Raw genomic sequence first — 12,479 nt, forward strand, 5'->3', positions numbered from 1 at the left:
GTGACGGCGTCGAGCGTGGCCAGATTCTGTGCAAGCCGGGTTCGGTCAAGCCGCACAAGAAGTTCATGGCAGAAGCCTACATCCTGACGAAGGAAGAGGGTGGCCGTCATACGCCGTTCTTCACCAACTACCGTCCGCAGTTCTACTTCCGCACGACCGACGTGACGGGCATTGTGACGCTGCCGGAAGGCACGGAGATGGTTATGCCGGGCGACAACGTCACGGTATCGGTCGAGCTGATCGTTCCGATCGCGATGGAAGAAAAGCTGCGCTTCGCGATCCGCGAAGGTGGCCGCACCGTCGGCGCCGGCATCGTCGCGTCGATCGTCGAGTAATTAGCGGCTGGGCCACCTGGCCCAAGGAAAGGATAGGGACGCCGATCTCGGTGTCTCTCTCGATCTTTGAAACCGGTGGCCCGCTAACGTAACTGAAGGTAAGTCGTGTCCCTAAGTGGTGACACGCGGATAACAGACACAAGGATAAAGTCGAATGAACGGCCAGAATATCCGCATCCGCCTGAAGGCGTTCGATCACCGGATTCTCGACGCCTCCACGCGCGAGATCGTATCGACGGCTAAGCGCACCGGTGCAAGCGTCCGGGGCCCCGTTCCGCTTCCGACCCGCATCGAGAAGTTTACGGTCAACCGGTCCCCGCATATCGACAAGAAGAGCCGCGAACAGTTCGAGATGCGCACGCACAAGCGCCTTCTCGATATCGTTGACCCGACCCCGCAGACGGTAGACGCGCTGATGAAGCTCGATCTCGCCGCCGGTGTCGATGTTGAGATCAAGCTCTGAGACCTCGGGTCTTCGGGCTGAGTGAGAAGGATTGAACCGATGCGTTCAGGTGTGATTGCACAGAAGGTGGGAATGACCCGCGTCTATAACGACGCCGGCGAGCATGTCCCGGTAACGGTACTGCGTATGGAGGCCGTCCAGGTCGTTGCCACGCGCACTGTCGAAAAGAATGGCTATACCGCAGTTCAGCTCGGTGCCGGCCAGGCGAAGGTAAAGAACACGTCGAAGGCGATGCGCGGCAACTTTGCCATTGCCAACGTCGAGCCGAAGGCCAAGGTCACGGAATTCCGCGTTTCGGAAGACAACCTGCTGGAGATCGGCACGGAGATCAAGGCGGGCCACTTCGCAGCCGGTCAGCTCGTCGACGTGACGGGTACGACGATCGGTAAGGGTTTTGCCGGCGCCATGAAGCGCCACGGTTTCGGCGGTCTGCGTGCCACGCACGGTGTGTCGGTTTCGCACCGTTCGCACGGTTCGACCGGCTCGCGCCAGGATCCGGGCAAGGTTTTCAAGAACAAGAAGATGGCTGGTCACATGGGCCAGACGCGCGTCACGACGCAGAACCTGGAAGTAGTTTCGACCGACGAAGATCGTGGTCTGATCCTGATCAAGGGTGCTGTTCCTGGTTCCAAGGGTGCTTGGATCATCGTGCGCGACGCCGTCAAGTCGGCCGCGAAGTAAGGGAGCCAGATCAATGGAATTCAACGTCAAGACCCTCGAGGGAAAAGACGCCGGGAAGGTTTCCCTTTCGGACGCGATTTTCGGCCTCGAGCCCCGTGAAGACATTCTCGCCCGCGTCATCCGCTGGCAGCTTGCCAAGAAGCAGCAGGGCACGCACAAGGCTAAGGGCCGCGCGGAAGTTTCGCGCACCGGCGCCAAGATGTACAAGCAGAAGGGTACGGGCCGCGCCCGCCACCATTCGGCTCGCGCTCCGCAGTTCCGCGGCGGCGGCAAGGCTCACGGCCCGGTTGTCCGCAGCCACGAGCACGATCTTCCGAAGAAGGTTCGCGCACTCGGCCTTCGCCACGCCCTTTCGGCCAAGATCAAGGCCGATGACGTCATCGTCATCGACAACCTGGTTGCCGCTGAAGCCAAGACCAAGTCGCTCGCGTCCGTTTTCGAGACGCTCGGCCTGACCAACGCCCTCTTCATCGGCGGCGCAGAGCTTGATGGCAACTTCAAGCTCGCAGCTCAGAACATCCCGAACATCGATGTTCTGCCGATTCAGGGCATCAACGTTTACGACATCGTGCGCCGCGGCAAGCTCGTGCTTTCCAAGGCTGCGGTTGAAGCGCTAGAGGAGCGATTCAAGTGACCGATCTTCGCCACTACGATGTGATCGTCTCTCCGGCGATCACCGAAAAGTCCACGCTGGTATCCGAAAACAACCAGGTTGTTTTCAATGTCGCCAAGCAGGCGACGAAGCCGGAAATCAAGGCTGCGGTCGAGGCGCTGTTCGGCGTCAAGGTCACGGCTGTCAACACTCTGCTGCGCAAGGGCAAGACCAAGCGGTTCCGCGGTTTCGTCGGCAAGCAGAAGGACGTGAAGAAGGCTGTTGTGACGCTGGCTGAAGGCCAGACGATCGACGTCTCCACCGGTCTCTGAGGTATAAGAAAATGGCATTGAAAACTTTCAATCCGATCACCCCGAGCCAGCGCCAGCTGGTCATCGTCGACCGCTCGGCCCTCTACAAGGGCAAGCCGGTCAAGGCGCTGACGGAAGGTCTGACCAAGAGCGGCGGTCGTAACAACCTCGGCCGCATCACTGCCCGCTTCATCGGCGGCGGTCACAAGCGCACCTATCGTCTGATTGACTTCAAGCGTCGCAAATTCGACGTCGAAGGCACGGTCGAGCGTATCGAATACGATCCGAACCGCACGGCTTTCATCGCGCTGGTGAACTATGCTGACGGCGAGAAGGCTTATATCCTCGCTCCTCAGCGCCTCGCTGCCGGTGACAAGGTCATCGCTTCCGAGAAGGCTGTCGACGTCAAGCCCGGCAACACCATGCCGCTGCAGTTCATCCCGGTCGGCTCCATCATCCACAATGTGGAAATGAAGCCGGGCAAGGGTGGTCAGATCGCTCGCTCCGCCGGTGGCTACGCACAGCTCGTCGGCCGCGACCAGGGCATGGCGATCCTTCGCCTGAACTCCGGTGAACAGCGTCTCGTTCATGGCTCCTGCCTTGCTTCGATCGGCGCGGTCTCCAACCCTGATCACGCCAACATCAACGACGGCAAGGCCGGTCGTACCGTTTGGCGCGGCAAGCGTCCGCATAACCGCGGTGTCGTCATGAACCCGGTCGACCATCCGCACGGCGGTGGTGAAGGCCGCACCTCCGGTGGTCGCCATCCGGTGACACCGTGGGGCAAGCCGACCAAGGGCAAGCGCACCCGGTCGAACAAGTCGACCGACAAGATGATCATGCGCTCGCGTCATCAGCGTAAGAAGTAAGAGAGGAAGTCTCCAATGGCTCGTTCAGTATGGAAAGGTCCGTTCGTTGACGGCTATCTTCTCAAGAAGGCTGAGAAGGTTCGTGAAGGCGGTCGCAGTGAAGTGATCAAGATCTGGAGCCGTCGCTCCACGATCCTGCCGCAGTTCGTCGGTCTCACCTTCGGCGTCTACAACGGCAGCAAGCATATCCCGGTCAGCGTCAATGAAGACATGGTCGGTCACAAATTCGGTGAATTCTCTCCGACCCGCACCTACTACGGTCACGGCGCGGACAAGAAGGCGAAGAGGAAGTAACAATGGGCAAGGCAAAAGCCGAACGCCGGCTGAAGGACAACGAGGCGCAAGCAGTCGCCCGCACGCTCCGCGTCAGCCCCCAGAAGCTCAACCTGGTTGCTGCGGCTATCCGCGGCAAGAAGGTTGAGCGCGCACTCGCTGAGCTGGAGTTCTCCCGCAAGCGCATCGCAGGCGCCGTCAAGAAGACGCTCGAATCTGCGATCGCCAACGCTGAGAACAACCACGATCTCGACGTCGACTCGCTGGTCGTCGCCGAGGCCTATGTCGGCAAGTCGATCGTCATGAAGCGTTTCCACGCTCGTGGCCGCGGTCGCGCGTCGCGCATCGAAAAGCCCTTCGCGCACCTGACGATCGTCGTTCGTGAAGTGCAGGCAGCAGAGGAGGCCGCATAATGGGTCAGAAAATCAATCCAATCGGTTTCCGTCTCGGAATCAACCGTACCTGGGATAGCCGCTGGTTTGCGGACAATGCCGAGTACGGTCAGCTGCTGCACGAAGACCTGAAGATGCGCAAGTTCGTCATGAGCGAACTGAAGCAGGCCGGGATCTCCAAGGTGGTCATCGAGCGTCCGCACAAGAAGTGCCGCGTCACGATCCACTCGGCACGTCCGGGCCTGATCATCGGCCGCAAGGGTGCAGACATCGACAAGCTCCGCAAGAAGCTGTCGGAGATGACGAATTCGGAAACGCACCTCAACATCGTTGAAGTGCGCAAGCCCGAAGTCGATGCGACGCTGGTCGCTCAGTCGATCGCCCAGCAGCTCGAGCGTCGCGTGGCTTTCCGCCGCGCCATGAAGCGCGCCGTTCAGTCCGCGATGCGTCTTGGCGCCGAAGGCATCAAGATCACCTGCGCCGGCCGTCTCGGCGGCGCTGAAATCGCCCGTACGGAATGGTACCGCGAAGGTCGTGTGCCGTTGCACACGCTGCGCGCCGACATCGACTACGGCACGGCTGAAGCAGAAACCGCGTTCGGCATCTGCGGCATCAAGGTCTGGATCTTCAAGGGCGAAATCCTTGAGCACGATCCGATGGCTTCCGAGCGCCGTGCGATGGAAGGTGACGCCCAGGGTCCGGCAAGCCGTGATCGTGACCGCGACAGAGACCGTCGCCGCGACAACGCTTGATAGCGCGCGTGGCAGAGAAGTTCGGAGAATAAGAAAATGTTGCAGCCAAAGCGTACCAAGTACCGCAAGCAGTTCAAGGGCCGCATCAAGGGCGTCGCCAAGGGCGGTTCTGACCTGGCATTCGGCGAATTCGGCCTGAAGGCACAGGAACCCAACCGCGTCAACGCGCGCGAGATCGAAGCGGCCCGCCGCGCGATCACGCGTTATATGAAGCGCGCCGGCCGTGTATGGATCCGCGTGTTCCCGGACGTTCCGGTAACCGCAAAGCCGACCGAAGTCCGTATGGGTAAGGGTAAGGGCTCCGTTGAATACTGGGCATGCAAGGTCAAGCCCGGCCGTATGATGTTCGAGATCGACGGTGTCAGCGAAGAAATCGCCCGTGAGGCGCTTCGCCTCGGCTCTGCCAAGCTCTCGGTCAAGACGCGCTTCGTTCAGCGCATTGCAGAGTAAGGAATTGAGCTCATGAAAGCCTCAGATGTTCGCGGGTTCACCGCCGACCAACTCAAGGACGAGCTTGCCAAGCTGAAGAAGGAGCAGTTCAACCTGCGCTTCCAGAAGGCGACCGGCCAGCTCGAAAAGTCCTCGCGCATCAACGAGGTCCGCAAGGACATCGCCCGCGTGAAAACCATTGCCCGCCAGAAGGCGGCAGAAGTTAAGGCCTAAAGGAAGAAAAATATGCCGAAGCGCATCCTGCAGGGCGTCGTCGTTGGCGACAAGAACGAGAAGACGGTAGTGGTTCGTGTCGAGCGTCGTTTCGCTCACCCGCTGCTCCAGAAGACCGTTCGTCGTTCCAAGAAGTACAAGGCCCACGACGAGAACAATCAGTACAAGATTGGCGATACCGTATCCATCGAGGAATGCGCGCCGATCTCCAAGGACAAGCGCTGGACGGTGATTTCCGCCCAGGGCCAGTAACAGAATTTTGTGCGAGGCCTTGCGTCTCGCCGAAATATCTGTATGAAGCAGCGTCAGAACGCTCGAAAGCCGGGCGTTCTTTTGCTTTGAGCGCACGGAAGGTCCCGTTTGGGAAACCACCCTGGCACGATCGATCCCGCGCTATTCAGCTATTGCCGCGTCTGTGCTGCCGCTATGGCAGCTCGGCCGGCGAAAATTTTCATAAGCCGGAGTAGGGGGCTAGCCCAACCATTCCGGTAAACCAAGAAGGCGACCTGATATGATTCAGATGCAAACAAACCTCGACGTCGCGGATAATTCCGGCGCACGTCGTGTCATGTGCATCAAGGTGCTGGGCGGCTCGAAGCGCAAGTATGCCTCGATCGGCGACGTCATCGTCGTTTCGATCAAGGAAGCGATCCCGCGCGGCCGTGTGAAGAAGGGTGACGTGATGAAGGCGGTTGTCGTTCGCACCGCCAAGGATATCCGTCGTCCGGATGGCTCCGTCATCCGCTTCGACACCAACGCAGCAGTCCTCATCGACAACAAGAAAGAGCCGATCGGCACCCGTATCTTCGGACCGGTTCCGCGCGAACTTCGCGCCAAGAACCACATGAAGATCATCTCGCTGGCTCCCGAAGTACTGTAAGGAGCGAAGCGATGCAGAAGATTCGTAAGGGCGACAAGGTCGTCATGCTCGCTGGCAAGGACAAGGGCCGTACCGGCGAAGTTGTCCAGGTCATGCCGAAGGAAGATCGTGCCGTTGTTCGTGGCGTCAACGTCGTCAAGCGCCACCAGCGCCAGACGCAGACCCAGGAAGCCGGCATCATCAACAAGGAAGCCCCGGTTCACCTGTCCAACGTTGCAATCATCGACAAGGACGGCAAGCCGACCCGCGTCGGTTTCAAGGTTGTTGACGGCAAGAAGGTCCGTGTGGCCAAGCGTTCTGGAGAAGTGATCGATGGCTGAGGCAAAATATGAGCCGCGGCTCAAGAAGGAATATGTCGAGCGCATCCGCAAGGCGATGCAGGAGCAGTTCTCCTACGCCAACGAGATGATGATTCCGAAGCTCGACAAGATCGTGATCAACATGGGTATCGGCGAAGCGACCGCTGACTCGAAGAAGCCGACGGTAGCTGCCGCCGACCTCGCAGCGATCGCCGGCCAGAAGCCGGTCATCACCCGCGCACGCAACTCTATCGCAGGCTTCAAGGTCCGCGAACAGATGCCGATCGGCGCGAAGGTCACCCTGCGCGGCGCCCGCATGTACGAGTTCATGGACCGTCTCGTGAACATCGCGCTCCCGCGCGTTCGCGACTTCCGCGGCCTGAACCCGAAAAGCTTTGACGGCCGTGGCAACTTCGCCATGGGCATCAAGGAGCACATTGTGTTCCCTGAGATCAACTACGACAAGGTTGATCAGATGTGGGGCATGGACATCATCGTTTGCACGACGGCGACGACCGACGACGAAGCACGGGCTCTTCTGAAAGAGTTCAGCTTCCCGTTCCGTCAATAACCGTAACGACGAGCGTAGAAAAGGAACCTGACATGGCGAAGACAAGCGCAGTTGAAAAGAACAAGCGCCGCCGTACTACGGTCGCTAACCAGGCCGCTAAGCGGGCTGGGTTGAAGGCGATCATCATGAACCAGGCTCTTCCGATCGAAGAGCGGTTCAAGGCCTCGATCAAGCTGGCATCCCTGCCGCGTGATGGATCGAAGACCCGTATTCGCAACCGTTGCGAAGTTTCGGGGCGTCCGCGCGCATATTACCGCAAACTGCGCATGTCGCGTATTGCGCTGCGTGAACTCGGCAATCTCGGCAAGGTGCCGGGTATCGTCAAGTCGAGCTGGTAAGGAGCAGGTTACATGACAATGACTGATCCGTTGGGCGATATGCTCACTCGCATCCGTAACGGCGCTTCCCGCCGCAAGTCGTCGGTCTCGACGCCTGCTTCGAAGCTCCGTGCACGTGTTCTCGATGTTCTGCAGTCCGAAGGCTACATCCGTGGCTACTCCGTTGTCGATTTCGGCAATGGCAAGTCGGAACTCAGCATCGAGCTGAAATATTATGAAGGCGCATCGGTGATCCGTGAGATCGGCCGTGTGTCCAAGCCGGGCCGCCGGGTTTATGTCTCGGTCAAGTCCATTCCGCAGGTCGCGAACGGTCTCGGCATCACCATCCTTTCGACTCCGAAGGGTGTGATGGCCGATCACCAGGCTCGCGAACAGAACGTTGGTGGCGAGGTTCTTTGCTCGGTCTTCTAAGATCGGGCAGGGATCTCCATAGCGAACAGACAGGATTGAAACATGTCTCGTATCGGTAAAAAGCCCGTTCAGGTGCCTGCTGGGATCACGGCTACGGTCGATGGCCAGAAGGTGACTGCAAAGGGCCCGAAGGGCGAGCTGTTTTTCGTTGCTAACGACGAAATCAGCCTCAAGCTTGAAAATAACGCCGTCGTCGTGACGCCGGTGAACCAGACCAAGGATGCGCGCGCAAAGTGGGGCATGTCCCGCACGATGATCGAAGGCATCTTCAAGGGCGTCAAGGACGGTTTCGAGCGCAAGCTTGAAATCAACGGCGTCGGTTACCGCGCCGCCATGCAGGGCAAGAACCTGCAGCTGGCCCTCGGTTTCAGCCATGACGTGATCTATGAGCCGCCGGTCGGTATCTCGATCGTTGTTCCGAAGCCGACGGAAATCGTCGTCAGCGGCATCAACAAGCAGCAGGTCGGTCAGGTTGCCGCCGAAATCCGCGAATATCGCGGTCCCGAGCCTTACAAGGGCAAGGGCGTCAAGTACGCTGACGAGCGGATCGTCCGCAAAGAAGGCAAGAAGAAGTAAGGATCACGCGAAATGGCTAGCAGGAAAGAAGCACTTGCACGTCGTGCCAACCGCGTGCGCCGTCATCTCAAGTCGGTGGCCAATGGCCGTCCGCGCCTGTCGGTTCATCGCTCCTCGAAGAACATCTACGCCCAGGTCATCGATGACGTGGCCGGCAAGACGCTTGCGTCTGCCTCCACCCTCGAGAAGGATCTGCGCGGTTCTCTGAAGACCGGTGCCGATACCGCCGCCGCTGCCGTTGTGGGCAAGCTCCTCGCAGAGCGCGCCTCCAAGGCCGGTGTTACGGAAGTCGTGTTCGACCGTGGCGCCTTCATCTATCACGGCCGCATCAAGGCTCTCGCCGAAGCGGCCCGCGAAGGCGGTCTCACCTTCTGATCAGTTTCCGGCCGGACGCCTCAAGCGCCGGCCGGATTTTCGCCGGACCGCAGGCACTCTCCGAAAGGGGAGGCTGATGCGGTCCACATTTGTTTGCCGATTGCACCCGGAAAAGAAAAAGGAAGAGGACAATGGCACAGGAAAGAAGGCCGCAGCGGGACGACCGCCAGAGCCGTGAAGAGCGCGATAGCGAATTCGTCGACAAGCTTGTCGCGATCAACCGCGTCGCCAAGGTCGTCAAGGGCGGCCGTCGTTTCGGTTTCGCAGCACTCGTCGTCGTTGGCGACCAGAAGGGCCGCGTTGGCTTCGGCCATGGCAAGGCACGTGAAGTGCCGGAAGCCATCCGCAAGGCAACCGAAGCCGCCAAGCGCGAACTGATCTTCGTACCGCTGCGTGACGGCCGTACGCTGCATCACGACGTTCATGGCCGCCACGGCGCCGGCAAGGTTCTGCTGCGCTCGGCCAAGGTCGGTACCGGCATCATCGCCGGCGGCCCGATGCGCGCCGTATTCGAGACGCTCGGCATGCACGACGTCGTCGCCAAGTCGACCGGTTCGTCGAACCCCTACAACATGGTTCGCGCCACCTTCGACGCTCTGAAGCACCAGGTTCACCCGAAGGACATCGCAGCTCAGCGCGGCATCAAGTATGCAACGCTGCAGGCTCGTCGTGGCGCCTCCGGCAACGCCTCTGAAGAATAAGAGGAGTTTGACAGATGGCCAAGGCTACTAAGAAGGCTGAAGCGAAGACTGTCACGATCGAACAGATCGGCAGCCCGATTCGCCGTCCGGATGTCCAGCAGCGCACGCTGATCGGTCTCGGACTGAACAAGATGCACCGTCGCCGCACGCTGGAGGATACTCCTTCGGTTCGTGGCATGATCCGTGCTGTCCAGCATCTCGTTCGCGTCGTCGACGAGAAGTGAGACGGAGGAAACGCTCATGAAACTCAATGAAATCAAGGACAACGAAGGCTCGACCCACAGCCGCAAGCGCCTCGGCCGCGGTATCGGCTCGGGCTCGGGCAAGACAGGTGGTCGCGGCGTGAAGGGTCAGAAGTCCCGTTCGGGCGTCGCCATCAACGGCTTCGAAGGCGGCCAGATGCCGATCTATCGTCGCCTGCCGAAGCGCGGCTTCAACAACATTTTCGCTTCCGATTTTGTTGTCGTGTCGCTGGCCCGTATCCAGACGGCGATCGACGCCGGCAAGCTCGATGCCAAGACGACCGTTGACGCAGCCGCCCTCAAGGCTGCTGGTGTCATCCGCCGCGTCAAGGACGGCGTTCGCGTTCTTGCCGACGGCGAGATCAAGGCCAAGATCACCATCGTCGTTGCAGGCGCCTCCAAGCCTGCCGTCGAGAAGATCGAAAAGGCCGGCGGCACCGTGACGCTGCTTTCGGCTCCGGCTGCAGCCGAATAATAATCTGATGATATATCGCCCGGGGTGCTTCACACCGGGCGATTTTGCTCCCATATGTGGGCCTCACAAAAACTTGGCTGGCGCGCCCGCGTCATGCCGGTAAGACTCGAAAACAAGGGTGAGGCATGGGGTTGCGTTGCAATCCGTCCTGAGCCCGGTTTTGAATAATTTCATACTGATTCCGGGTCCGGCCTGTCCCCCAGAGACGCCGGAATTGGTAGCGCGGAGAAACGCATGGCTTCTGCAGCGGAACAATTGGCATCCAACCTCAATTTTTCGACCTTCGCCAAAGCCGAGGATTTGAAGAAGCGCTTGTGGTTCACACTGGCAGCTCTCCTCGTCTACCGACTCGGCACGCATATTCCGCTTCCGGGTCTCAATCCCGAAGCCTATGCCCAGGCTTTCCGCGGCCAGGCAGGCGGCATTCTCGGCCTTTTCAACATGTTTTCGGGCGGCGCCGTTGAGCGCATGGCAATCTTCGCGCTCGGCATCATGCCCTATATCTCTGCCTCGATCATCGTGCAGCTGATGACCTCGGTCGTGCCGGCGCTCGAAAACCTCAAGAAGGAAGGCGAGCAGGGCCGTAAGATCATCAACCAGTATACCCGCTACGGTACCGTTATCCTCGGCGCGCTGCAGGCCTATGGCATTGCCGCCGGCCTTGAAAGCGGCCAGGGCTTGGTCGTCGACCCAGGTTGGTTCTTCCGTGTTTCCACCGTTCTGACGCTGCTCGGCGGCACGATGTTCCTGATGTGGCTCGGCGAGCAGATCACCTCGCGCGGCATCGGCAACGGCATCTCGCTGATCATCTTCGCAGGCATCGCCGCCGGCCTTCCCACTGCTCTTGCCGGCACGCTCGAACTCGGCCGCACCGGCGCGCTGTCGACCCCGCTGATCCTGCTCGTGATCATCGTCGCGATCGCCGTCATCGCCATCATCGTCTTCGTCGAGCGCGCCCAGCGCCGGCTGCTGATCCAGTATCCGAAGCGCCAGGTCGGTAACCGGATGTTCCAGGGCGATACGTCCCACCTGCCGTTGAAACTCAATACATCAGGTGTCATTCCGGCAATCTTCGCGTCGTCGCTGCTGCTTCTGCCGGCAACGATTGCGGGCTTTGCCAGCACCACGGCAATGCCCTCCTGGGCGACATCGATCGTCGCGGCCCTCGGTCATGGCCAGCCACTCTATATGGTGCTCTATGCGGCGCTGATCGCCTTCTTCGCCTTCTTCTATACGGCCATCGTTTTCAATCCGAAGGATACGGCCGACAATCTGAAGAAGCATGGCGGCTTCATTCCCGGCATCCGTCCGGGCGACCGCACCGCCGAATATATCGACTACGTGCTGACCCGAATCACGGTGATCGGCGCGCTCTATCTAGTCTTCGTCTGCATCCTTCCGGAGATATTGGTGTCGCAAACCGGCATTCCATTAGCCCTTGGTGGGACTTCGCTTTTGATCGTGGTTAGCGTAACTCTTGATACGGTTGCACAGATCCAGGGTCACCTGATCGCGCAGCAATACGAAGGCCTGATCAAGAAATCGAAGTTGCGTGGAGGAAAGAGGGGGCGATGAGACTTATCCTTTTGGGGCCGCCGGGCGCGGGTAAGGGAACCCAGGCCCAGCGGATCGTGGAAAAGCACGGCATTCCGCAGCTTTCCACGGGGGACATGCTGCGTGCAGCGGTTAACGCCGGCACCGATGTCGGCAAGCGTGCGAAGGCGGTCATGGACGCCGGCAAGCTCGTCTCGGATGAGATCGTCATTGCCATCGTTTCCGAGCGTATCGATCAACCCGATTGCGCCAACGGCTTCATCCTCGACGGCTTCCCCAGGACGCTCGTCCAGGCGGACGCCACCGAGGCGATGCTGAAGGCAAAAGGTCTCGACCTTTCGGTCGTCATCGAATTCCGTGTCAATGATGACGAGCTGGTTCGTCGCGTTGCCGGTCGCTACTCCTGTGCACAGTGCGGCAGCGTCTATCACGATACCGATAAGGTTCCGGCTGCCGAGGGCGTGTGCGACAAGTGCGGTTTCACGCACTTCAAGCGCCGTCCTGATGACACTCCGGAGACCATGACGGCTCGGCTGCAGGTCTACTACAAGGAGACCTCACCGCTGATCGGCTATTACCATGCCAAGGGCAAGCTCAAGTCCGTGGACGGCATGGCAGAAATCGATCGGGTGACCGCCGAGGTCGAAAGCATTCTTTCCAAGCTTTAAGGCTTTGAAAATAAACTTGGCGGAACGGTTGCTTTTCAGCAGTGATTCCGCTAAACAC

23 protein-coding genes and 1 pseudogene are annotated in these 12,479 nt (G+C 59.8%); all 24 read left to right on the top strand.

Annotation, left to right across the window (positions count from 1 at the left end):
- A pseudogene (tuf, locus tag B5P46_RS12060) lies at positions 1-335 on the top strand (elongation factor Tu); the annotation flags it as partial.
- Positions 336-489: 154 nt separating this feature from the next.
- Positions 490-798 (top strand): 30S ribosomal protein S10, encoded by a 309-nt coding sequence (gene rpsJ, locus B5P46_RS12065; protein ID WP_003547547.1) that lies wholly within the window; start codon positions 490-492, stop codon positions 796-798.
- A gap of 39 nt (positions 799-837) precedes the next feature.
- Entirely contained in the window at positions 838-1,479 is a 642-nt protein-coding gene (gene rplC, locus B5P46_RS12070; RefSeq protein ID WP_003558542.1) for a 50S ribosomal protein L3, read from the top strand.
- Positions 1,480-1,492: 13 nt separating this feature from the next.
- Entirely contained in the window at positions 1,493-2,113 is a 621-nt protein-coding gene (gene rplD / locus B5P46_RS12075) for a 50S ribosomal protein L4 (RefSeq protein ID WP_003547549.1), read from the top strand.
- Complete coding sequence (locus B5P46_RS12080) at positions 2,110-2,403, top strand: 50S ribosomal protein L23 (RefSeq protein ID WP_003547550.1); 294 nt, start codon at positions 2,110-2,112, stop codon at positions 2,401-2,403. Before rplD ends, B5P46_RS12080 begins: the two co-directional genes overlap by 4 nt.
- An 11-nt stretch (positions 2,404-2,414) precedes the next feature.
- Positions 2,415-3,251, top strand: a complete 837-nt coding sequence (gene rplB / locus B5P46_RS12085; protein ID WP_003547551.1) for a 50S ribosomal protein L2 — start codon at positions 2,415-2,417, stop codon at positions 3,249-3,251.
- Positions 3,252-3,266: 15 nt separating this feature from the next.
- Positions 3,267-3,545: a 30S ribosomal protein S19 gene (gene rpsS, locus B5P46_RS12090; protein WP_003547552.1), complete on the top strand. Its 279-nt coding sequence runs from the start codon at positions 3,267-3,269 to the stop codon at positions 3,543-3,545.
- 2 nt (positions 3,546-3,547) lie between these two features.
- Complete coding sequence (rplV, locus tag B5P46_RS12095) at positions 3,548-3,937, top strand: 50S ribosomal protein L22 (protein WP_003547553.1); 390 nt, start codon at positions 3,548-3,550, stop codon at positions 3,935-3,937.
- Positions 3,937-4,668 carry a 30S ribosomal protein S3 gene (gene rpsC / locus B5P46_RS12100; RefSeq protein ID WP_003547554.1) on the top strand — a complete coding sequence of 244 codons (732 nt, stop codon included), beginning with the start codon at positions 3,937-3,939 and terminating at the stop codon, positions 4,666-4,668. The genes rplV and rpsC overlap by 1 nt, the downstream gene beginning before the upstream one ends.
- A gap of 36 nt (positions 4,669-4,704) precedes the next feature.
- Positions 4,705-5,118, top strand: a complete 414-nt coding sequence (gene rplP / locus B5P46_RS12105) for a 50S ribosomal protein L16 (protein WP_003573792.1) — start codon at positions 4,705-4,707, stop codon at positions 5,116-5,118.
- Positions 5,119-5,130: 12 nt separating this feature from the next.
- Positions 5,131-5,331: a 50S ribosomal protein L29 gene (gene rpmC / locus B5P46_RS12110; protein WP_003547556.1), complete on the top strand. Its 201-nt coding sequence runs from the start codon at positions 5,131-5,133 to the stop codon at positions 5,329-5,331.
- A gap of 12 nt (positions 5,332-5,343) precedes the next feature.
- Complete coding sequence (gene rpsQ / locus B5P46_RS12115; RefSeq protein ID WP_003573791.1) at positions 5,344-5,583, top strand: 30S ribosomal protein S17; 240 nt, start codon at positions 5,344-5,346, stop codon at positions 5,581-5,583.
- 259 nt (positions 5,584-5,842) lie between these two features.
- On the top strand, positions 5,843-6,211 hold the full coding sequence (gene rplN / locus B5P46_RS12120) for a 50S ribosomal protein L14 (protein WP_003573790.1): 369 nt from the start codon (positions 5,843-5,845) through the stop codon (positions 6,209-6,211).
- An 11-nt stretch (positions 6,212-6,222) separates the two neighbouring features.
- On the top strand, positions 6,223-6,531 hold the full coding sequence (gene rplX, locus B5P46_RS12125; protein WP_003547559.1) for a 50S ribosomal protein L24: 309 nt from the start codon (positions 6,223-6,225) through the stop codon (positions 6,529-6,531).
- Positions 6,524-7,081 (top strand): 50S ribosomal protein L5, encoded by a 558-nt coding sequence (gene rplE / locus B5P46_RS12130; protein ID WP_129418891.1) that lies wholly within the window; start codon positions 6,524-6,526, stop codon positions 7,079-7,081. Before rplX ends, rplE begins: the two co-directional genes overlap by 8 nt.
- Before the next feature lie 32 nt (positions 7,082-7,113).
- Positions 7,114-7,419, top strand: coding sequence for a 30S ribosomal protein S14 (gene rpsN / locus B5P46_RS12135; protein WP_003547561.1), 306 nt, complete (start codon positions 7,114-7,116; stop codon positions 7,417-7,419).
- Positions 7,420-7,431: 12 nt separating this feature from the next.
- On the top strand, positions 7,432-7,830 hold the full coding sequence (gene rpsH, locus B5P46_RS12140) for a 30S ribosomal protein S8 (protein ID WP_003547562.1): 399 nt from the start codon (positions 7,432-7,434) through the stop codon (positions 7,828-7,830).
- 42 nt (positions 7,831-7,872) lie between these two features.
- Positions 7,873-8,406 carry a 50S ribosomal protein L6 gene (rplF, locus tag B5P46_RS12145; protein WP_017963907.1) on the top strand — a complete coding sequence of 178 codons (534 nt, stop codon included), beginning with the start codon at positions 7,873-7,875 and terminating at the stop codon, positions 8,404-8,406.
- A 12-nt stretch (positions 8,407-8,418) separates the two neighbouring features.
- Complete coding sequence (gene rplR / locus B5P46_RS12150) at positions 8,419-8,781, top strand: 50S ribosomal protein L18 (RefSeq protein WP_018241643.1); 363 nt, start codon at positions 8,419-8,421, stop codon at positions 8,779-8,781.
- 131 nt (positions 8,782-8,912) lie between these two features.
- Positions 8,913-9,482: a 30S ribosomal protein S5 gene (rpsE, locus tag B5P46_RS12155; protein WP_017963908.1), complete on the top strand. Its 570-nt coding sequence runs from the start codon at positions 8,913-8,915 to the stop codon at positions 9,480-9,482.
- 14 nt (positions 9,483-9,496) lie between these two features.
- A complete protein-coding gene (gene rpmD / locus B5P46_RS12160; RefSeq protein ID WP_003547566.1) occupies positions 9,497-9,706 on the top strand; it encodes a 50S ribosomal protein L30 in 210 nt (69 codons plus the stop codon).
- Positions 9,707-9,722: 16 nt separating this feature from the next.
- Positions 9,723-10,199: a 50S ribosomal protein L15 gene (gene rplO / locus B5P46_RS12165; RefSeq protein ID WP_003547567.1), complete on the top strand. Its 477-nt coding sequence runs from the start codon at positions 9,723-9,725 to the stop codon at positions 10,197-10,199.
- A 234-nt stretch (positions 10,200-10,433) separates the two neighbouring features.
- A complete protein-coding gene (gene secY, locus B5P46_RS12170; protein WP_003547569.1) occupies positions 10,434-11,774 on the top strand; it encodes a preprotein translocase subunit SecY in 1,341 nt (446 codons plus the stop codon).
- Positions 11,771-12,421 carry an adenylate kinase gene (locus B5P46_RS12175; RefSeq protein WP_129418892.1) on the top strand — a complete coding sequence of 217 codons (651 nt, stop codon included), beginning with the start codon at positions 11,771-11,773 and terminating at the stop codon, positions 12,419-12,421. Before secY ends, B5P46_RS12175 begins: the two co-directional genes overlap by 4 nt.
- The last annotated feature ends 58 nt before the right edge of the window (positions 12,422-12,479 follow it).

This window comes from Rhizobium leguminosarum, assembly GCF_004123835.1.
Classification (GTDB): domain Bacteria; phylum Pseudomonadota; class Alphaproteobacteria; order Rhizobiales; family Rhizobiaceae; genus Rhizobium; species Rhizobium leguminosarum_M.